Annotated in this window: 15 protein-coding genes and 1 pseudogene; 4 read left to right on the top strand and 12 right to left on the bottom strand. The window is 48.7% G+C overall.

The genetic code is table 11. From position 1 onward, the window contains the following. Window positions 1-102 precede the first annotated feature (102 nt). From QZ725_RS09355 to QZ725_RS09325, 7 genes are all read right to left on the bottom strand, one after another. Window positions 103-372, bottom strand: coding sequence for an HPr family phosphocarrier protein (locus QZ725_RS09355; RefSeq protein ID WP_293778839.1), 270 nt, complete (start codon window positions 370-372; stop codon window positions 103-105). A 30-nt stretch (window positions 373-402) separates the two neighbouring features. Then, on the bottom strand, window positions 403-810 hold the full coding sequence (locus tag QZ725_RS09350; protein ID WP_293778836.1) for a PTS fructose transporter subunit IIA: 408 nt from the start codon (window positions 808-810) through the stop codon (window positions 403-405). Between the two features lie 68 nt (window positions 811-878). Further along, on the bottom strand, window positions 879-1,832 hold the full coding sequence (gene gshB / locus QZ725_RS09345) for a glutathione synthase (RefSeq protein ID WP_293778833.1): 954 nt from the start codon (window positions 1,830-1,832) through the stop codon (window positions 879-881). A gap of 119 nt (window positions 1,833-1,951) precedes the next feature. Beyond that, window positions 1,952-3,250 (bottom strand): glutamate--cysteine ligase, encoded by a 1,299-nt coding sequence (gshA, locus tag QZ725_RS09340; protein ID WP_293778830.1) that lies wholly within the window; start codon window positions 3,248-3,250, stop codon window positions 1,952-1,954. 208 nt (window positions 3,251-3,458) lie between these two features. After that, on the bottom strand, window positions 3,459-4,862 hold the full coding sequence (gene amt, locus QZ725_RS09335) for an ammonium transporter (RefSeq protein WP_293778827.1): 1,404 nt from the start codon (window positions 4,860-4,862) through the stop codon (window positions 3,459-3,461). 10 nt (window positions 4,863-4,872) lie between these two features. Beyond that, window positions 4,873-5,211: a P-II family nitrogen regulator gene (locus tag QZ725_RS09330; protein WP_011869727.1), complete on the bottom strand. Its 339-nt coding sequence runs from the start codon at window positions 5,209-5,211 to the stop codon at window positions 4,873-4,875. A 24-nt stretch (window positions 5,212-5,235) separates the two neighbouring features. After that, window positions 5,236-5,970 carry a TorF family putative porin gene (locus QZ725_RS09325; protein WP_293778818.1) on the bottom strand — a complete coding sequence of 245 codons (735 nt, stop codon included), beginning with the start codon at window positions 5,968-5,970 and terminating at the stop codon, window positions 5,236-5,238. Window positions 5,971-6,204: 234 nt separating this feature from the next. On the opposite strand from QZ725_RS09325, the gene QZ725_RS09320 reads away from it, so the two are divergent. From QZ725_RS09320 to QZ725_RS09310, 3 genes and pseudogenes are all read left to right on the top strand, one after another. Further along, a complete protein-coding gene (locus tag QZ725_RS09320; protein ID WP_293778815.1) occupies window positions 6,205-6,450 on the top strand; it encodes an accessory factor UbiK family protein in 246 nt (81 codons plus the stop codon). 112 nt (window positions 6,451-6,562) lie between these two features. Continuing rightward, on the top strand, window positions 6,563-6,916 hold the full coding sequence (locus tag QZ725_RS09315) for an aminoacyl-tRNA synthetase (RefSeq protein ID WP_293778812.1): 354 nt from the start codon (window positions 6,563-6,565) through the stop codon (window positions 6,914-6,916). A gap of 73 nt (window positions 6,917-6,989) precedes the next feature. Next, window positions 6,990-7,925 (top strand): annotated as a pseudogene (locus QZ725_RS09310) (YifB family Mg chelatase-like AAA ATPase); the annotation flags it as partial. An 87-nt stretch (window positions 7,926-8,012) separates the two neighbouring features. Here the strand turns inward: QZ725_RS09310 and QZ725_RS09305 are convergent. The 4 genes from QZ725_RS09305 to QZ725_RS09290 all read right to left on the bottom strand — a co-directional run bounded on the left by QZ725_RS09305 (window position 8,013) and on the right by QZ725_RS09290 (window position 18,747). Continuing rightward, window positions 8,013-8,261: a helix-turn-helix transcriptional regulator gene (locus tag QZ725_RS09305; protein ID WP_293778809.1), complete on the bottom strand. Its 249-nt coding sequence runs from the start codon at window positions 8,259-8,261 to the stop codon at window positions 8,013-8,015. Window positions 8,262-8,817: 556 nt separating this feature from the next. Next, on the bottom strand, window positions 8,818-10,701 hold the full coding sequence (locus QZ725_RS09300; protein WP_293778807.1) for a hypothetical protein: 1,884 nt from the start codon (window positions 10,699-10,701) through the stop codon (window positions 8,818-8,820). Window positions 10,702-10,715: 14 nt separating this feature from the next. Further along, window positions 10,716-14,906, bottom strand: coding sequence for a hypothetical protein (locus tag QZ725_RS09295; protein WP_293778804.1), 4,191 nt, complete (start codon window positions 14,904-14,906; stop codon window positions 10,716-10,718). A gap of 13 nt (window positions 14,907-14,919) precedes the next feature. After that, complete coding sequence (locus QZ725_RS09290) at window positions 14,920-18,747, bottom strand: hypothetical protein (RefSeq protein ID WP_293778802.1); 3,828 nt, start codon at window positions 18,745-18,747, stop codon at window positions 14,920-14,922. Between the two features lie 181 nt (window positions 18,748-18,928). Here QZ725_RS09290 and QZ725_RS09285 point away from each other — a divergent pair, with 181 nt between their 5' ends. Continuing rightward, window positions 18,929-19,414 (top strand): 3'-5' exoribonuclease, encoded by a 486-nt coding sequence (locus QZ725_RS09285; protein WP_293778799.1) that lies wholly within the window; start codon window positions 18,929-18,931, stop codon window positions 19,412-19,414. 15 nt (window positions 19,415-19,429) lie between these two features. Here QZ725_RS09285 and QZ725_RS09280 read toward each other — a convergent pair whose 3' ends face one another. Then, window positions 19,430-19,849 carry a hypothetical protein gene (locus QZ725_RS09280; RefSeq protein ID WP_293778796.1) on the bottom strand — a complete coding sequence of 140 codons (420 nt, stop codon included), beginning with the start codon at window positions 19,847-19,849 and terminating at the stop codon, window positions 19,430-19,432. Between the last annotated feature and the right edge of the window lie 92 nt (window positions 19,850-19,941).

Below are 19,941 nucleotides of genomic sequence, written 5' to 3'. Positions count from 1 at the left end.
CCTGGATAAAAGCACGAAATTCAGAACACGAGAAGCAAAACTAAAAGTCACGGCATGCCTGCACGCATGGCAAACAGTGCACCTTGCACACCGCTATCGAGCTTACTCGCCTTCGCCGAACTTGTCCTGCACCAGACCGACCAGCGCATCGAAACATTCCCGCTCGTCCGGACCATTCGTTTCCAGCGTGACCTTGGATCCCTTGCCGGCAGCCAGCATCATCACGCCCATGATGGACTTGGCATTCACCCTTCGCTTGTTGCGCGTCAGCCAGACTTCACTTTTGTATTTGGTCGCCAGTTGCGTGAACTTGGCAGAAGCACGCGCATGCAGGCCGAGCTTGTTGATGATTTCGATTTCCTGTTCGATCATTTTTATTATCGTCGCGAGGATGAAGAAGAATCAGTTGGGAGAAAGTCGTACACGATTGTCGACTCGCACGGCACCGCCCTGTGCACCGGCGAGCGCCATTTCCACGGTCACGTCGAGCGTATCGTTGCGATACGTCATGGCACGCAGCAGCATGGGCAAACTGATGCCCGCGATCACCTGCACATTTTCCACGCCGCACAAACCCAGCGAGCAGTTCGATGGCGTGCCGCCCATGACATCGGTAATCACCAGCACGCCCGCGCCGTCGTCGAGCGCAACGATGGCATCGCGTGCCAGTCGCTCCACCTCGCGCGTATCCTGATCGGCCATTACATCGATCGCTTCGAGCCGCTCGGGCCGCGTACGAAAGACGTGCGTTACCGCAGAAATAAATGCCTGCCCGAGAGGGGCGTGGGTCAACAAGAGAATACCGACCATCGGTCTATGTCACATCCGCATTAAAAAGGGCTTCGACCGGCAGCACAGCCGCCATCGATGCCATCACATTATGCATTCCAGTTTGCCGCGTGCTTTTCCAGCGCGTCGATGAACATGGCGGCCACATCAAAACCTGTCTGTTGCTGAATTTCCTGGAAGCAGGTGGGGCTGGTCACGTTCAATTCGGTCATGAAATCGCCAATGGCGTCCAATCCTACCAGCAACAACCCGCGTTGCAACAATACCGGTGCCAGACTTTCACCAATTTCGCGGTCGCGTGCAGAAATCTCACGCGCTTCGCCGCGCCCACCGACTGCCAGATTACCGCGAATCTCCGTTCCCTGCGGAATGCGCGCCAGGCAATACGGCACAACCTGCCCGCCGATCAGCAGGATACGCTTGTCACCCTGCGTGATCTCGGGAATATAGCGCTGCACCATGATGGTGGCGCTGCCGTTGGCCGTCAGTGTTTCGATGATCGAGCCGAGATTCATCGCATCTTCCTTTACGCGGAAGATACCTATGCCGCCCATGCCATCGAGCGGCTTGAGGATGATGTCCTTGTGTTCCGCATGAAAAGCCTTGATGCGAGCAGCATCACTGGTCACCAGCGTCGGCGCGATGAATTGCGGGAATTGCGCGATCGCGAGTTTTTCATTGAAGCTGCGGATCGCCTCTGGCTTGTTGAATACGCGTGCACCCTGCTTCTGCGCCAGCTCCAGCAGGTAGGTGGCGTAGATGTATTCCATGTTGAACGGCGGATCGGTACGTTCCAGCACGGCATCGAATGCAGTCAGTTCCTGCGCGACCGGCGCCTCCTGCCGAAACCAGTCCTTGTCATCGCCCGTCAGCGTCACGCGCGAAACATTCGCCACCACGCGGCCGCCTTCGAATGCCATATCCTTGTGCTGGAACACGTGGATCGCATGTCCACGTCGCGCCGCCTCAAGCATCATGGCGTAGGTAGAATCCTTGTAGATCTTGAAGCCGTCCAGCGGGTCGGTGACAAAAGCCAGTTTCATTGCATTCTTTCGAGAGAGTCAGCTTACCGTCGCACTTTATGCAAACCGCAAGCACACAGCATGGTGGAGGCAAAGCGCAGTATGCCGTTCAGGGCATTGACCGCACAGTTGCATCGTAATTAATAGACCTCTGGATTCGGATCGGTCTTTTCCATTTCCAGCGACGCTGCCAGCAAGGCCAGTCGCGCCACCACGCCATAGATGTAGAAACGGTTCGGGGCCGCGGTGCCCGGTTTGGCTTGGTAGTCCGGCAAGGCATGCTGATGTGCGAACGCCAACGGTACGAAGTGTGCGCCCGGCGCATTCAGATTTTCGTGATTGCCGCGCTCGGCATGCACGCGATAGAAACCGCCGACGACATAACGGTCGATCATGTAAACCACCGGTTCGGCTACAGCTTCGTTGATGTGCTCGAAGGTCGGCACGCCTTCCTGAATGATCACGTCATGCACTTCGAGGCCGTCCTTGATGACCGACATCTTGTTGCGCTGCTTGCGATTGAGATCCTTGACCTCGCTTGCATCATGCACCGACATGATGCCCATGCCATAGGTACCGGCATCGGCCTTGATGACCACAAACGGCTTTTCCTTGATGCCGTATTCCTTGTACTTCTTGCGCATCTTCGCCAGCAAGGTATCGACGTTGGCAGCCAGACGATCTTCTCCCGTCGCTTCGTTGAAATTGACGTCGTCGCATTTCATGAAGAATGGATTGAGCATCCACGGATCGACATCGATCATCTTCGCGAACTTCTTGATCACTTCATCGTAGGCAGCAAAGTGATTGGTCTTGCGGCGCACGGCCCAACCGGCATGCAATGGCGGCAAGAGGTTTTGCTCGTTCAGGTTTTCCAGAATCGAAGGCAGGCCGGACGACAAATCGTTGTTCAGCAGGATCGTACAGGGGTCGAAATTCTTGAGGCCGATACGACGACCGTTCGCCGAGCGCTCGAGCGGCTCGACGGTCAGTACCGAACCATCCGGCAATTCGATGGTGGACGGTTCCTTCAGGTCCGGCGACAGCGAACCCAGACGCACATTCAAACCCGTCTGCCGGAAGATCTGCATTAACCGCGACACGTTCTGCAGATAGAAGGTATTGCGCGTGTGACCTTCGGGAATCAGCAACAGGTTCTTGGCATCGGGACAATATTTCTCGATGGCCGCCATCGCCGATTGCACAGCCAGCGGCAGCATTTCGGGCGAAAGATTGTTGAAACCACCTGGAAACAGATTGGTATCCACCGGCGCCAGCTTGAAACCCGCATTGCGCAAATCAACCGAACAATAGAACGGCGGCGTGTGTTCCTGCCATTCGAGACGGAACCAGCGTTCAATGGCTGGTGTGGCATCGAGAATCTTTTTCTCAAGATCGAGCAGGGGGCCATTCACGGCCGTGACGAGGTGGGGAACCATAAAAACCTTTTTAACGACGGCGAACACTGCGTGTAAAACGCAATTTTACGGGAAAGCCCGCTTCTTGCTGCGAACCAACCCATGATTGAAAGAGGCTATCTATATAAGGCCACCCATTGCAAATAAAAGTCCATAAAAAAAGCGCCCCAAAATGGGGCGCCTCTCAAAACGCCCGGAATAAACCGGGCAGGAACATCAATGAAACCGATTACGAGTGGTAAGCCGATTCGCCGTGGCTGGTGATATCCAGACCTTCGCGCTCTGCTTCATCCGATACACGCAGACCGATGACCAGATCGACCAGCTTGAAGATGATGAAGGAAACTACACCCGACCATACCAGCGTGATTGCCACACTCTTGACTTGAATCATCACTTGGTGAGCCATGTTGAAATCAGCAGCACCGGTACCACCCAGCGAAGGCGCAGCCAGCACGCCCGTCAGGATTGCGCCCAGGATACCGCCAACGCCGTGAACGCCGAACACGTCGAATGCATCGTCAGCACCCAGCATGCGCTTCAGACCGCTCACACCCCACAGGCAGACCACACCAGCCAGCAAGCCGAGAATGATGGAGCCCATCGGACCGACGAAACCGGCAGCAGGCGTGACCGCAACCAGACCAGCAACGGCACCCGAAGCAGCACCCAGCATCGAAGCCTTGCCCTTGAGCATTGCTTCAGCACCGATCCATGCGACAGCAGCAGCGCCGGTAGCCAGAATCGTGTTGATGAATGCCAGGCCGGCAACAGGACCGGCGGACAGTGCCGAACCGGCGTTGAAACCGAACCAACCGACCCACAGCAGCGAGGCACCAACCATCGTCAACGTCAGCGAGTGCGGAGGCATTGCTTCCTTGCCGAAACCGATACGCTTGCCAACCATGTAGGCACCGACCAGACCGGCGATACCAGCGTTGATGTGAACGACCGTGCCACCAGCGAAGTCAAGCGCGCCATCCTTGAACAGCAGACCTTCCGGAGCCCAGACCATGTGCGCCATCGGAATGTAGCTGAAGGTAAACCACAGCACGGCGAAAGCAATCACGGCAGCGAACTTCATGCGTTCGGCAAAGGCACCGACGATCAGCGCGCAAGTGATAGCCGCAAAGGTCGATTGGAAGCCGACGAACACATATTCAGGAATGGTGCCGGACAACGTGTCAGGCTTGATGCCGCTCAGGAACAGCTTGTCGAACGTGCCATAGAACGAACCGCCACCACCGAACACCAGGCTGTAGCCATAGATCGACCACAGAACGGTAATCAGCGAGAACAGCACAAATACTTGCATCAGCACCGACAGCATGTTTTTCGAACGACCGAGGCCACCATAGAATAGTGCCAGACCAGGGATGGTCATCAGGATGACCAGCATGGTCGAGGTCAGCATCCAGGCGGTATCGCCCGAATTCAACACCGGCTCAGGAGCAGGTGCTGCAGCTGCAGGCGCTTCCGCGCCAGGAGCAGCGGCGGCTGCCGCAGCAGCAGGTGCTTCGGTGGTGGCCGGAGCCGCCGTACCTTCCTGCGCGAACGCAGGGGTAGCGACGCCAACTGCCATCAACAAAGCGCCTGTTGCCAACACGCTCGCGAACAATTTCTTGATACTCATCATGTTCCCCTTAAAGTGCTTCTTTACCGGTTTCGCCGGTACGGATGCGAACGACTTGCTGCAGATCGTAGACGAAAATCTTGCCGTCACCGATCTTGCCGGTGCGAGCAGCGGTTTCGATGGCTTCGATAGCGCGATCAACGATCGCATCATCGACGGCTGCTTCGATCTTGGTCTTCGGCAGGAAATCGACCACGTACTCAGCGCCACGATACAGCTCGGTATGGCCCTTTTGACGACCAAAGCCTTTAACCTCGGTCACGGTGATGCCCTGCACGCCGATCGCCGACAGTGCCTCGCGCACTTCGTCAAGCTTGAACGGCTTGATGATGGCTGTAATCAGTTTCATTGGAACCTCTAACGTTAAGTTCGATTAGAACGATTTGGAGATCGACAGAACGGCAGCCGTACCGCTCAAATCTTTGGATTTGGTACCAGCAGCATTGGGGTAGGTGTATTTAGATGCATCTGCATCAGTACCGATTACTGCCAAGCCAATGGTTGCAAAGCCAAAATCACGGGAGAGCGAGACTTTATAATCGGTGTAATCCAAATCACCATTACGACGTACTTTTTGATGACCGACGTGGAAACCCAACGTCGTTTTTTCAGCCACTTCGAAGTTCGCATTCAGATCCAAATAGCCAGAGCCTTTGGTGTCATCCAGACCGAAGAAATCCGTAACGGTATGGCTATATTTGGCCGAGAACCATTTGTAGGAACCTGCAACATAAGCTTCCGTCGTATTTGCGCTCGTGTTCGTACCAGGGTAGTAGTAACGCAGCATACCGACATCCATCGCGAAATCAGGCGTTATATTGAATTTGTAACCACCGTACAGATCCATCTCGACGTTACCACCTGGGAACACCGCATCACTCACGTTCGAGTTCCAGTTACCAACATAAAAACCGCTCGAGTGTGCGTAGTCAAAACCGCCTTGTACAGCTGGTTGCTTGAAGGTCTGTGAAATACCACGGAAGCGATAGTCGGTGACAACAGAAACGTTACCCGTGAAAGAATGTTCTGGCGTAGCAGCTTCTTGTGCGTGCGCAACGCTACCAACAAATACACCTGCTACAGCTGCTGCAAGAATCAGTTTTTTCATGATGTTCCCTTTAAAGTTGAATGTAGAAACCAGATATTGGTTGTCCTCGGTCATCATTTAGCAGAACTCGTGCCAGCTTTTTTTGTCAGGATGTATTATGGTTTTTGCCAGTTAATACGTTACACGACCGGGCTTTGCTTGCTCGCACATCGGGCAAACGCACCTTTCCCGAGCAAGCCAACCCATTTTGCACACTTTTGGCGCAAAAACACGACATTTTTATAAGAGGTCATCATGGACAAGTCGAATTTCATTAACGATATGCAAAATAAAATCAATCAAGTCCTGGAAAACTCACCCGCAAAGGACATTGAGAAAAACGTCAAGGCGATGATGACGCAGGGTTTTGCCAAGCTGGATTTGGTCACACGCGAGGAATTCGACGTACAGGCGCAGGTTCTGGCCAATACCCGAGCCAAGCTGGAAGCACTGGAAGCACAAGTTGCGACATTGGAAGCGCAACTGAAAAACAAACCCTGATCAACTCTGACTTATGCGCCAGCCAAAGTGATCAAATCCATAATCCATCAATCGCTTTGGCTCGGCGGCTAATATATCCAGTGCAGTGCCGCCAGTCGAACAGGGAGGAGACATGCGGACCAGCGATGAAGCCTACTTTCGTACCTGCGTTGCACAGGAGCGCCGACTGGCCCATTTATTGGGCCATCACAATATAGAAGAATTGCACGATAGTGCGGGCGTACTTTGGGAAGGCAATCAAGCACTGCCAAAATGGACACGCTGCTGGGAGGCCTGCGGTCCGCTGATCCCCCGCTATAAGCTGAACATCACCTATGGCAGGGATGCAGAAGATCACACCATCACAGTAGGCCACGCCATTGTGCATTGCAGTGAACAGCCCTCACCTGACCACGCGCTGCGGCACGCCATCGTCAAGGCTGTAATTCATTTGCTGGAACACGCCCATCACAAGCCGAACCAATAATAGGCGGGCAGTAATAGAAAGGTGCGTTGACAGCACCACGTATTAATAAGAAGAAAAACAGGGAGTAAGTGCAATGAGTCTTGCCGTCTTGAGCAGCCGGGCATTGGCTGGCATGCAGGCGCCGGAAGTCATCGTGGAAGTACATCTCGCCAATGGCCTTCCCGCCTTTACGATCGTCGGCTTGCCCGAAACCGAAGTCAAGGAGGCCAAGGATCGCGTTCGAGCCGCCTTGCAAAATGCCGGCTTTGAATTTCCTGCGCGCCGCATCACCGTCAACCTTGCACCTGCCGATCTGCCCAAGGAGTCGGGACGTTTCGACCTGCCCATCGCACTTGGCATTCTGGCGGCGTCCGGGCAAATGCCCGCCGATACACTGGACCGCTACGAATTCGCAGGCGAACTGTCGCTATCTGGCGAGCTGCGCCCGATACGCGGCGCGCTGGCGATGACTTTCGCGATGCAGCGCCTGCAAGGCAGCAACCCTCGCGAACGCGCCTTCATCCTGCCGCGCGCGAATGCGGATGAAGCCGCACTGGTGCGCGACATGACGATCCTGCCAGCCGATTCGCTACTACAGGTAGTCGCGCATTTTGCTGCGCGAGACAACGAAAGCAGATTGCAGGCGCATCGCTTGCCGCATACATCTATGCATGCACCGCGCTACCCGGATCTGGCTGAAGTCAAAGGTCAGCAGTTTGCCAAACGCGCAATGGAAGTCGCGGCGGCCGGTGGACACAGCATGTTGATGGTCGGCCCGCCGGGCACCGGCAAATCGATGCTCGCGGCCCGGTTTGCCGGCATCCTGCCGCCGATGAGCGATGAAGAAGCGCTTGAATCAGCAGCGGTGCAATCGCTGACGAACGGCTTCGACGCGGCACGCTGGGGCGTTCGTCCATTTCGGTCGCCGCACCATACGGCATCGGGCGTAGCACTGGTTGGCGGTGGCGGCACACCACGACCCGGCGAAATCTCGCTGGCGCATCGTGGCGTGCTGTTCCTCGACGAGCTGGTCCTTAGGTTGCTGTTAGCACTGCCTGTCCGTTTTGCCTATCCGTCCAAGCCTAAGCAAACAATTTTTGATCGGGTCTTGTAATGGTTACAGCCCGGCAACGGCCATCAATTGCGCCCCGGAAATGCCGAGCGCGCGCCTTATTTTAAGCAAATTCACAACTGCTAAGTTTCGCTCTCCTCGCTCTATGCGCCCCATATGGCTTCGATCAAGTCCCGCAAGATCGGCCAGAGCCTCTTGAGAGAGGCCTATCTCTTTTCGTAGCATCCTAATTGTCGCGCCGAGCGCTTTCAACTCTCTCTCATCGACTTCGACAATTTCCCGGGACCTTTGCATTTCATCATGATCGATTTATCATGCATGCACGGCCACGGCATTTACGGCCCATTTAGGGTTCTTTATTTATATCACTTTAATTATGGATGACGTGTGAAAGTTAAACCTTCGTTCGAAACGAGACCAGTACTAGTCAGGTTTCCTGCTGAGCTTTACGAGTACCTGCTCGAGATATCTGCAGCGGAAACTCTAAAACGAGGAAGTCCCGTATCTGTTCCTCGCGTCATTAAAGAACTAGTTCAAACATCTAAAACTAATCGTTAAGCCGGTGAGTGTTGTCTGATCTGGCTGCCCCACATAGACGAGTTATCACGAACCTATGCGGGCGGAAATTAAACATATAGGGGACAACTATGGGCTCCGAAAGGAGTACGTACAACTGGAGATGCTGTGAGGGCGACCTTAACGTGCCATACAAACTTCGGAACATCCACTTCTTATTGAGATATATCCTAAGCGTTGTAAACCTGTTGAACTCTGCGATTACTTTTATCTAACTGGAGTGCCCGCACCTGAAATGCAACAGAAATGGCGCGCGCCTCACAGGCACGATGGACTAGGCAACCGCGGCACTGGCAAGCGCTATAGCGCGAGACCATTTCCTTTTACGAACAGGAATAAACTTCTGAAATGTGGAAATAATAAATAGGAACTTTTCGCTAAAGGCACCGAGTTTGACTTTCAACGCAAATTCATCAAGTTTCTTCCCAGACCACTCCAAACTCTCGTCGTAGCTGCCAGCGAATCCGGATGCCACTAGTATCAAGATGAGATGAATAAGTAATTGTTCGGGCTCATCAATTTCCGGCAATCTCCGAATCACTTTAGTGGCAGTTACTTCAGCAAGAGATAAGTTCTGCTGAGAGGCTGCGATCAATGCCATTTCTTGGATGAGGTTCAACTCATCATCTGCACCAGACATCGTTGAGTCAATTATTTCCACTGCGACCTTGTACAGATGCTCTATTAAGGTCTCGTCGAAAGCATAACTGTATGAAAGAAGGGACAAGTGACTCCAGAGAGCCACCTGATGAGGAAGGTCCTTCTTACCGGCATCAAGGTTTTTGAGAACATCGAGGCTAAGAGTTTTCTGTCCATTATTAGTACTCTTCTGCGGCCTTCCAGAAAGCAGGTCAGGTATCTTATACAAGTGACTCAACGCAATAAATTTTAGCGGAACTTCTGATTCGGAAAATCTTTCGTAAAAAGTTGTGGGAGGAGCGATGCCATATGACGAAGCTATTTGTCTGGCCCTTATGAAAGTCAGTTGCCAGCTCACTTCCGCATATTGATTTCCCAAGTGCCATGTTGGATCCTTTACATGATCCAAGACAGCAATTGCAGTATGTTCGATGCTGCGATGCTTCGCAGCCCATTCCACCAAAGATTCGATAAATTTGTCATCATATTTTGCCGCAGCGCAAAGCAAATTTGCATGGGTACTAGCAGCAAGCCTTTTCCAATATGGCGGAGCGTCTCTAAACTCTTCGGTACTCCCCAGCTTAAAAAGGGTTAGGCTGACAAATGCGGCGTATAGCGACGGCACTCCTGCCTGATCAGATAACCTTTTGTCTGCATTGTCTGCCAAAACATTTATTGCTCGTTGGGCTACGTCATTAAGACCACTTATCGAAGCGGCTCGAGCCAAGGCCAGCTGGTAGGTGGTTAAGACTGCATAAGGAAGATTGGCATTATTTCTCTGTGCAAGAGTGTCACTAATAGTTTCGTCTGACACCTTAGCGCAAATAGAAACTGGATCAATGCGATCAGTAATATTGCAACCTTCAATGCAGCTTAATCCCCAAATAAAGTCTTTCTCGATTAGCGTCTTTAAATGTGGGATCAATATACAGTCGATGTATTCCGCGGCATCATTGCAGCTCAATACCGACCCAATAAGCGCCTCATAGTAAATTCGCGATGACGGAATAATGTCATCAATAGTGAAGCCCCCCTGATCGAGCATGTTGCCGATTTTACGCAAGGTCTCGCGCGGGAAAGTTGAGCGCTGCTGAATGAAGTCATACAACTGCGCGTCAGTCAATGGAGCGTTCTCTAATGATTCTCTCCATATATCTAAACTAGAGCCGTAACAAAGATTCTGATTTTGGATATTTTGAAGTCCGCGCAATCGAATTTCTGGATCCGGATCCAGAAGCGCCAATTCCGGCACATATAATTTTGCACCCTTCTGACTCTCTATTTCGTGCTGACCATTTTTTGAACGATGAATTGCAAAGTGGGTTTCATTTCCCACCACAGCAATCAGCCGCATGTCATCAGAATGACAGTTAGACAAAGCAGATCTTATAGCTTCTAGAGGTATAGTGCCTAAACCATCAACATGAAGATCGCTAGCGATTAATGATCGCAGTTTCGGATGCTGCGCGATCCTACCCGCAATCGTAGGGGGGGCGATCTTTTCGAAAAAAATATTCATAGCGCGCGGATATGTTATGAGCCTTTTACATCCAAGGTTTGCACAAGCACATCAACAAAATATTCCACAATTCTATTAATAACATCGCAATTTGCCGGAACGTAGCTTCTTAAAATTTCGTCTAACCACGCCGCATGCGCCGATCGGCGGATCGGATCATCGGTCAACAAGCCGAATAGAGCTACTAGCTGCGTCTTTATTTGCTCTTCATATTTATCATCTTCTGTCGGATTCGGGCTCCAAGTTAAATCCGTTTTTAGCACCACGAAGTTCCAGAGCCAGTTAGCTTTGATGGCTGCTTCTTCCGCTGGAACACACGCGTCGTTCCAAATTTCACGGATAAGGAACGTACCTGTGAGGCGTATCGACTGCTTATAAATTTCGTCGTTAGGCGTGCACAATACTCCTGATGCATTCAATCTAGCGATGTATTGACGAAGCACCTTGAGTTCGGCCGTTTCCACTAGCTTCTTATTTAAAACTTTAGACTTGCTCACATGTGAGCGAAGTTCATCAATGGATATCGGCAGACAGTAAAAGCATTGATTACGCAGCAGATGCATTCTTGCCCAATGATCTTCGATACTTAATTGACCTCTTTGTACCAGATCATCCAACAGATCAAAGGTAGTAACTATCTCCGTAGATTTACCTTTTCTGTCCAATAGCCCTCGCTCTGTATTGAGCATACGATCATCAATACAAACGACCTCCACGGGAGATGTATCGTTAAGCATGTCAGCAAGAATATGAGTTCTTACATCCTGCCAATTTTCTTTACGAGGACTTTGAGCCAACACTTTTAACTTCTTAGAAGCGAATGCATCTCTTAAAGATCTCCTTAACTTCCCAATCGCTTCAATCATTTCCGAATCGGTATGTTCGGTTCTAAGTAGGGCAATCCATTCCTCATGCAAGCTAGAATGAATGAATAATTTTCTGGAGGAAGAGAGTAAATGGTCAAAGATCTCGCTCTGCTTTAAGTACGTGATCGCAAGCCTGTCTAAGTAAAGGGCCCTGTCGTCATCCAATCCTCCACGAGGAATTGGGTTAGTACTTTCGAGTTTTCTTGTGGCGGCCTCCAAAACCGCCTCAGTTATATACCCCTCCGCGCATAAAGCGTTGGCTACATCAATTGAGTCTCTAACGTATGGAGAGTATTCGTCAATCGAAGCGGGCTTCTCCATAAATGTCGCAGCGTTATAAATCACCCCAGGATGAATATAGTAACCACCCGAATTTTTTGCAGCCTCTAGCAAAGATGCGGATTCCTCTCCGATCTCTGAGCTAAGCGCATGTCCTCCATCGACGTCCACAGTGCTAAGTCGGCCGCTGGCAACTTGCGCGATAAGAAATTTAGCTTCCGTTATTCGTGATGGCTGGTGGAATACGACCTTATCTCGCTCATCCAACAAAACTTCCATCACCCGAGAAGAGATATACACTTCGTCAAATCTCCTCAGAACCATCTCCAAAAGCCCCATTTCACTTAATAAAATCAATGTAGAAATGTCTAGCGCGATTCGCGTTATATGCGAAATGTCTACTAGCAATCTATTTCCCGATCTAATAGGGATAGGAACGCGGAGGCGAGGATCGCTAGTCGCGTTAGATCGGGCCGCCCCCCCGAGCAAGTTGAACAAAGGGATGTTGAACATGGCCACTGCCATGTGTAATGGTACTTTCGCCTCCCTAAAGAGATCATTCTTGGTTTGCCAGCTTTTGGCATTTCTTTTAAAGTATTCCACTACTTCGGAGCCATCCAAAACCTTGACTGGACCAGTTCCCTTAGATAGTTCAGCCGCCTTATGCATCCATGGCATAGCGAGGTCATCTCGGCGAACTGAAATAGCTATTTGATGAGCACCAATTAAAGCCTCCGCATCATCAGACGCTCTTGCCGCCACCTTCTGCGCCAATGCAAGCGCCTCATTCTGATCAGAAAATCCTATTAGCTTTGCCAAGCTAAGCAACGTTCGATTATCCAAGCGATCGCTTATATCCTTGGCTTTTACAACTATCGATGAAAATCTCTCCCAGTCGCCCATTGAAATTGCAAGGTTCATATCCAAGAAAAGATCTTGAGCATCACCACGCCGGGTCATCAGTACATCGTTAAGTAATTTTGCGCCTTCAAAATCTCCTGACTCATGGAGCAACCAAGCACGCTGTGAAAGCATGTCATCGTGCTGTTCCACTTGACTGCTAATGCTTTCCAGGAACGCACTAATTTCATTAGCCGAAATTTGGTTCTCTCGCATACATCGGACACAAACCATAGCGTGTGCAGAAGTAGGTGATCTTGAGTAAAGTTCTTGAGCTAGTGGCATTAAGCGCCTCCATGCTCCGCGCGCCTTTAGTACGCTGACCGCATTCATCAAATCGGGTAACGACTGAGTCCGCATGAAAAGATCAATCGCATGCTTTGTCGGATCCTCTCCCCGCTTATCAGAAAGCATCAAATCGAGCCGATTAACTAATTGCTCCTCGCATAACTGTCGATGTTCTTCCAAGAATTCCGAAGCACTTTCGTGCAACCCTAGTTCGGCTAAAGCCTGAACTTTTTTTACGATCAGCGGTGAAGGACCGTAAACAGCGGCAAGGGCATCCCATTCTTCATCCAAGAAAGTTACAAACTCTGCATACCTGGTATGGTGATCAAGAAGGTCAAACTTTGCGTTCAGCTGATCTAAAGAAAATCCCCCCGTCCTCTTAGCGTTTGCCAAGTACTTCTCAATAGGCTCAGGGTCAAACTCAATAGAATGAGCCCTTGCAATTGAAATAAGCTCCACCGCCTTGATCCCGTCAGCCATCGCGCTTCGAATTGCATCAGCCTCTTCCTTCTTAGTAGAGGAATCAAGCAGCTTTAAATGTCTTATGCCCAGCTCGCATTTTTTAGCAACACGATCATCCCCAACTTCTTTAGCCAAGGCCTCTGTTTCTTTTGCGGCTATTAAAGCCTTTTCCCGTGCTTGTTGAACATCAATTCCTTCTAAAACATGATCCAGCAGCGAGCTAAAGCCAGCATCCAATAAATGATAATGACCTTCCTTCGAGACCAATGGCAATAGGTGATAGACGGCGTATTGGTACGCTAAGTAGGTGCATTTGGTCCTGATCGCGCTAGGTAGATTTATAAGGATTTTATTTGCCTTATAAATCTCGTCATTTATCTTCAGCGCAAGACAGACATTATTCCAGCCAACTGGAGTAAAGAAGTCGGCGGAAAGATCGCCTAAACCATCTAAATAGTCGCATGCCTCCTTAGCACCTTTTTGCTTAAAAAGAATTTGAAAAAGTACACTGCGGCTATCCGAATTTTTCGAATCTCTGAGTAACTGCATTGCAGTATTTGCGTCGCCTTTTGACATTAAAAGCAAAGCCTGAGCGGCCTCAGGTATCTCAAATCCAGAATTGGCTAATTCCTGTAATTTTTTTTCCGCCGCATCTGTTTCTCCACCCCATGCTTCGGCCCTTGCTAGCCAGCAAGTGGCTTCCATTTCGAGTGCACGCTCAGCTTGCGCAAACTTTCCACCAGCATCAAGCTCACACAGAAACTTTTGCAGTTGCCCGCGGAAATCCTCTTCAGGAGTAGCTCTCCTCACAAGGATACGTTCCAATTCACTTTTTGCTGTTTGACTTACGTATGAGTTCGCTAGTGGACTCTTGCCATTTGCGGTCTCATGAATTTTTTGGAGTTGCCTTGAGATATCCTCATGGCTAGCGGTCACCAAGGTTGCAGTGCCAGTGTCCTTAATATCGGCGAAAACGCCTGCACGAAGCACTGCCGTAATGAGTGTGATCGCCGACTCTGCATAATGATGACTTTCTCCCGTTGCATTGCAGAATTCATTGATGAGTCGATCTTTAACATCTAGAGGCACCGCGACCTTCAACATCTGAGCGTGCACGAGGTTTCTAAGATCTCTTCGCACCAAGTCTGTACCAAGCCAATCTCGATAAGCTGGTTTCTTAAAAACATCGGGACTGATGTAGGTTGCATCAAGTTTACTTAGATAGCTCCTCCAAGTCTTATCCTGTTCAGCTTCAACTCCGAGTCTGGAAAAAATCCGTTCGTATAAGTCATCTGAGATAGATATCGGGACTGACTCTGGAGCCCGCGCAGCTCTCATTTGCTTATAACGCTTCACAAGAGATGGGGCAACAGCGCTCAACACGGCTGACAACGGGCGAATTAAATCCATGAATTTGAGATGCTTATCTAGGCGATCGTTTCATATTGACTGTGATTACATCGCCCCTTCTAGAATAAGACGCTATACAGCCATTATTTTTTAGAGCTTCCGTCAATCTAGAGTTGACATCGGTATCCTCAAGCGAAAATTTGTATTTCGATCGTTGTGCCAGTACGCCGAAACCACTTTCTGAAAACGTATTGAGAATAGTATTTAGCTTACTCTGTGAAAGATATTGCAAAAGCTGGATGAGCCCCTCTTTTCGTAACTCCTCTGCTAGTGAACTATCAGATACTGCTTCGAACAAAGTCTCTGAGTTACTAGGCAAGGCTAAAAACATTTGTTGTCGATTCGCCTCAGCACAGATACGCATTAATTCGTTTTTTCCTTGCAAACTATTTGCGACTCGATTGGCATCTAATCGTGACCATAGCTCGATTTTTTTCTGAAGAGTTACCTCATTATTTGTAGAAATCTTCACCAAAACCGCAATCGGAATTGCGTTAGGATCGACATCATTAGCGGCCTCACCCCAATGCCTTAATAAATATTCCGACAGCAAGTCTTCTCCTTGTGCAGCGACAACCTCTCGCAATTCCGAGGAGTAAGGAACATTTTTAAGTGCCACCACAGTCTTCCACCTATGAGCTGAGGCGTTCGCTGTGGAGAAGTTATTAGTGGGCCCCAAAAGCGCAACGAATATATTTCTGAATCTTTCATCATCTAGATCTTCGTCTTCAAGCAGGAACACTTGCAAACGCGTTCTGAGATCGCTAGTATCCCCTCTCAACGCAACTCGGAGATCGGACAAATTCGCTTCGAGATAATGAAAGAATGCCTCAGCCGCAAGCTGATTCGCCTCTTCGACAATAAACCTCTCGAAATACAGTGAGAGATTAGAAGCATTTAACTTCACGCGAAGTTTGCTTACTAAACTGACCCAGTGGTCTTCACTCACAGACTGAATGTTTTCCACTGCGACAGAAGTTTTTTCTATCAACTCACTACCTAAAGTGGTATCTACCTCGGACAAAAGAAATAACAAGGATTCTTCTGACTCTTCTAACTCTCCATCCTGAGTTAAGAGTTCGCCTACCACGAAATTCAAGTTTTCGTTGACTAGCTGCATCATAGTCGCACTCGGCAACCGTTTTAACTCTGTGTAGCTGATAGTTCCAGGACGCCGGTTGTCCCATAATCTATTGCAGATAACTTTTAGCGTGCGCAGATTAAGTTTCACGCATCGCAAATCTATCAGGTACCGAAGTGCATCTAGTGAATTTGATTCGCTTAGATTGTGGAACTGTATCGGGCGCTGTCGCAACCAGCCCCATCCGCCCAAACCTGACTCTAAGTCCAGGTAGAGGCTTGATACCATGTCAAACTTCTCAATCGCTGTTACGAATGCCTCAAGATGTTCGCGTGGAATAGATTCGAAGTCTTCAGCGTAAAGCGAACTAACGATTCTATGCAACAGCAACTCTTGATCGTAAGAATCTAAAGGTCGCTCAGCTTGTGTGAATATGAGGGACAAACATTCTGGATTACACAGACTTAATTCTCTGAATAAGTTGTGAAACGGTTGATGTTTCAGCTCCAGAAGTACGTCGACTAACCTATCAATGTGCCGATGTGCATCCTCAAGAATAGTCGCAAGTATCATCGCGTCCTGAGAGCCAACAGCTGCAGTGTCCAAATAAGCTATTAGGGCACAAACTAGACCGCGACCTTCAGCCAGTTCGCTCGATTTTAACTTTTTGAGCACTGCGCCTGGGTCATCAAGCTTTACTGAAACCGGACATAGCTCTCTGTTTCGGATAGCCACCAAAAATTCTTTATCGTTTGAAGTTTGTGCTCCGGGATAAAAGTAGCCAATATAATCTTGGTAATCGCTTCCGAAAAAGCTTGACCTCACTAGATACGGAAGAGCTCGCAGATCAGGACAGATTTTAGGAATGCTTGCTAAAAAAACTTCATCTTTATGAGCCGTGTCAAATCCTAGGGAATTAATTTTTCTAATATTCTTTTTTAGAACCTCAATTTGAACCGATCGATCGTGCTCAGATTTTTCCAACAGCGTGAATGCAGACTTATATGGTGGGAACCCCGCAGCCATCAGTTGGCTTACTTTGACGGCGGTACCTGTCTGGCTATAATTGGTAGCGTCCGCATGCAGAGTTACAGTAACGGAATTTAAAGTAAGTTTGTTAAAAATGTCTTCATCGTCAATAAAGTCGTTAACGCTTATGCGTGTTCGATTGTCATCCAGCAAATACGATACCGTGTCCTCGTGAGAGACACCAGCCATTTCCCTCATACGCAGATATACAAGAGAACGGAGTTCCTTTTTTTTAGTAGTGAAAAGACTCCGATAGCGATCTAACTCTTCCAGTTGAATTTTTAGCTGCTGTTGCAACTCTCTATGTTGAGAATCGATATGTTTATCAAAAGCGAGTAAAAGGTTATATAGAACACCTTTTCGATTTGTGAGATCGACGTACTCATCAGGGTAGACATTTCTAATAAATGTCATAGCAAACAATCGGTTGCAATCCAGATTAGTGATGCTTTTCCTAAGAGCACTTAGATAAATGTCATACTCATTGACGATATTTTTAATCAACCGCATGTCGTCAAGGTGATATGAAAGAGTTTCGATGAGCTCTGCGCTAAGGTCAGCATTTAAACTCTTATTTTTTAGGAGTTGCATCAACAGAACCCCCGAATTCGCGCTATTTACAAAAGGAATGATTGGGATAACGAGATCAAAGAATTTTGTTTTTTCACCTAATCCGAAAAATTCCTCACGCAACGCGTAAATGAAGTGAATTGGCCGCGTGATTTGTGGACAGTTCTTCACGATGAAATTGATTTCTCGAAGCCTGAAAAACACGTCTTGAATATTAAAACGGTCCAGATCCTCAATGATGACGACATCGATTTCACTTTGTTCGAAGCAGTAGATCAACTCATCCACATTTTTGTGCAGGGCTGTACCTTCTTTGGCAATCTCTACCTTTCCCCCTTTTACTGTCAGGCCATCAATTTTGATATTTAGCAGTATCCTGAGCAGTTTGTGGAGACCATATAGAGAACTTACTAAAGCAATGCTTAATGCCCATTCTGCGGGTATGGTGGACAACATTTCGATCGCCCACTGTGGATGTGTTAATCCGTAACTGCCAAAATTCGCGAGATACAATGATGCAACCGAGACACCCCATCCCAAACTTAAAATCGTGTACCAAATTACACTGCTAGCTGGGACTTGCGTAATTCTTTTTAAGCGTGTTTGAGGTAACGATTGAGACGGAACGGAATACAGCAGTTGTTGTACGATAGTTTCTTCAATCTGCTTGATAAGCTCACTGTTACTCTCATTATCGGTTTCGCTTTGACTTAATACCGCGCTGTTTTCTTCGTCGGATGCAGACTCTATGTTGTTCTCCGGGCGAAGTCGCTCTTTTCCGAACGAAGCCAAGGAAATCCACGCATAGTTGTACTCTGTATGAGCTTCTGCAAAGGTCTTCAAGAGGCTACTTTTGCCAGCTCCATACTTGCCTGTAATTGCAATGTTGCGAACATCTCTATGAAGCAATCCTTTCAAAAGCTCTGTCTCATACCGGCGGTACTGATCAGGCTTTACCTCAGTTGGAGTTAACGTCTCAAATGAAAAGTTATAGCTTGAACTTGTACCTCTAACTAAAAATTGCCTCCATTCTGACAACCCAAATTTAATAGCCGCGCTGTGAAATTTGAGCCGTTTAACTAGGCTTCGCCCCTCTCTGCGCTTTCTAATCTTACATCTACGGATTAATTTTTTTGCTTCTAGCGATAGCACTGTTTTCACCTATATCCGATATCGGATTAATTAGAAAATGACACATCTCTTCGAACTGAACTGTGTCGGAGGCATGCATTTTTATGCAAATGGGAAGCTCCATAATAAATCAGGATTAGTACGAATCTGCCCCCATAATTTGGGGATCCGTACGTTCTGTCATACAGAACCTAGTTAGGTGGATAACTACATGACTCAACAAATCTTCATCGATACCGAATTCACAGACTTTATTAATACAGAGCTGATAAGCATTGGAATGGTCACCAGTAAAGGTGCAGAGTTCTACGGCGAAGTCCCTTTCGAGTTGCAAGCCTGCAGCCCGTTCGTTCTCGAAGCGGTTGTTCCACAACTAGGTCAGATAGAGGGCGCAATGTTTTCTTTAGCAGAATTAGGTACGGCAATGCTTTTATGGCTAGAAAAAAATAGAGAAGCCACTTCGAACGTTGAAATAATTTATGACTACTCTACGGATTGGGATTTGTTTTGCGACGTTCTTAATTATCGTCAACCGGCATGGTGTCGTCCCAAGCGCGTATCGAATCTATGTGAAGCAGATAAGCATTCGTTTTACATACGAGAACGATTGTCCCGCCATCATGCTCTTTATGATGCAAAGGCACTTAAGCACGCATACGCTCAAAATCAAAAAATTGACTTCCGAACCGTAGGCTAGTGAATTCCTCTCTCACTACAGCTCGGCATTTCTTGTCTCAGATTGCTGCCGCTCTAAAAACTTGAGGTGCTTAGCAATTGCCTCCAGATGTTCCGCCTCGGGGTTCGGTGATTTTTCATAAAGAGCCCATGAGGATATGAAATTCGCACCGATAGAAGCCATTACGGCCGGGAGTATAACCGTCCAAAGACTAATTGCCTGACTCGCAATTTGAAATTGCTCAGAATCCAATTTCTTCACGTCACGTAGCAGCGTAAAGAAGATCTTCATGACCTCAAAACTGTTCAATGTCCATACTGCCAGCCCAATTAACAACAACCCAACGAATAGACTTGTATGCCCAGAGGGATTAGCGTTCCGTACTCGGATAACGCCCATGAATGTTAGGAAAGATAAAGAGAAGGCAATGAAATGAGCGTGATTTTCTAATGGCATGTTTTTGTCATGAGCTTGGGACACAGACCGTAGTAAAAAAATCGGCTCGCCCCATCGAGCCGATCCGGGGAGCGAGAGGAGCTTGAGAACTT

Origin of the sequence: uncultured Oxalicibacterium sp., assembly GCF_913776015.1 — a bacterium.
Taxonomy (GTDB): Bacteria; Pseudomonadota; Gammaproteobacteria; order Burkholderiales; family Burkholderiaceae_D; genus Oxalicibacterium.
This window is presented reverse-complemented; position numbering and strand designations above follow the sequence as displayed.

Bases quoted from the DNA above. Each gene is read 5' to 3' on its own strand.
- QZ725_RS09325 (WP_293778818.1), bottom strand. From the start codon at position 5,970: ATGAAAAAACTGATTCTTGCAGCAGCTGTAGCAGGTGTATTTGTTGGT.
- QZ725_RS09350 (WP_293778836.1), bottom strand. From the start codon at position 810: ATGGTCGGTATTCTCTTGTTGACCCACGCCCCTCTCGGGCAGGCATTT.
- QZ725_RS09280 (WP_293778796.1), bottom strand. From the start codon at position 19,849: ATGCCATTAGAAAATCACGCTCATTTCATTGCCTTCTCTTTATCTTTC.
- QZ725_RS09330 (WP_011869727.1), bottom strand. From the start codon at position 5,211: ATGAAACTGATTACAGCCATCATCAAGCCGTTCAAGCTTGACGAAGTG.
- QZ725_RS09305 (WP_293778809.1), bottom strand. From the start codon at position 8,261: ATGCAAAGGTCCCGGGAAATTGTCGAAGTCGATGAGAGAGAGTTGAAA.
- gshA (WP_293778830.1), bottom strand. From the start codon at position 3,250: ATGGTTCCCCACCTCGTCACGGCCGTGAATGGCCCCCTGCTCGATCTT.
- QZ725_RS09315 (WP_293778812.1), top strand. From the start codon at position 6,563: ATGCGGACCAGCGATGAAGCCTACTTTCGTACCTGCGTTGCACAGGAG.
- QZ725_RS09295 (WP_293778804.1), bottom strand. From the start codon at position 14,906: ATGGATTTAATTCGCCCGTTGTCAGCCGTGTTGAGCGCTGTTGCCCCA.
- gshB (WP_293778833.1), bottom strand. From the start codon at position 1,832: ATGAAACTGGCTTTTGTCACCGACCCGCTGGACGGCTTCAAGATCTAC.
- QZ725_RS09300 (WP_293778807.1), bottom strand. From the start codon at position 10,701: ATGAATATTTTTTTCGAAAAGATCGCCCCCCCTACGATTGCGGGTAGG.
- QZ725_RS09355 (WP_293778839.1), bottom strand. From the start codon at position 372: ATGATCGAACAGGAAATCGAAATCATCAACAAGCTCGGCCTGCATGCG.
- QZ725_RS09285 (WP_293778799.1), top strand. From the start codon at position 18,929: ATGACTCAACAAATCTTCATCGATACCGAATTCACAGACTTTATTAAT.
- QZ725_RS09320 (WP_293778815.1), top strand. From the start codon at position 6,205: ATGGACAAGTCGAATTTCATTAACGATATGCAAAATAAAATCAATCAA.
- amt (WP_293778827.1), bottom strand. From the start codon at position 4,862: ATGAGTATCAAGAAATTGTTCGCGAGCGTGTTGGCAACAGGCGCTTTG.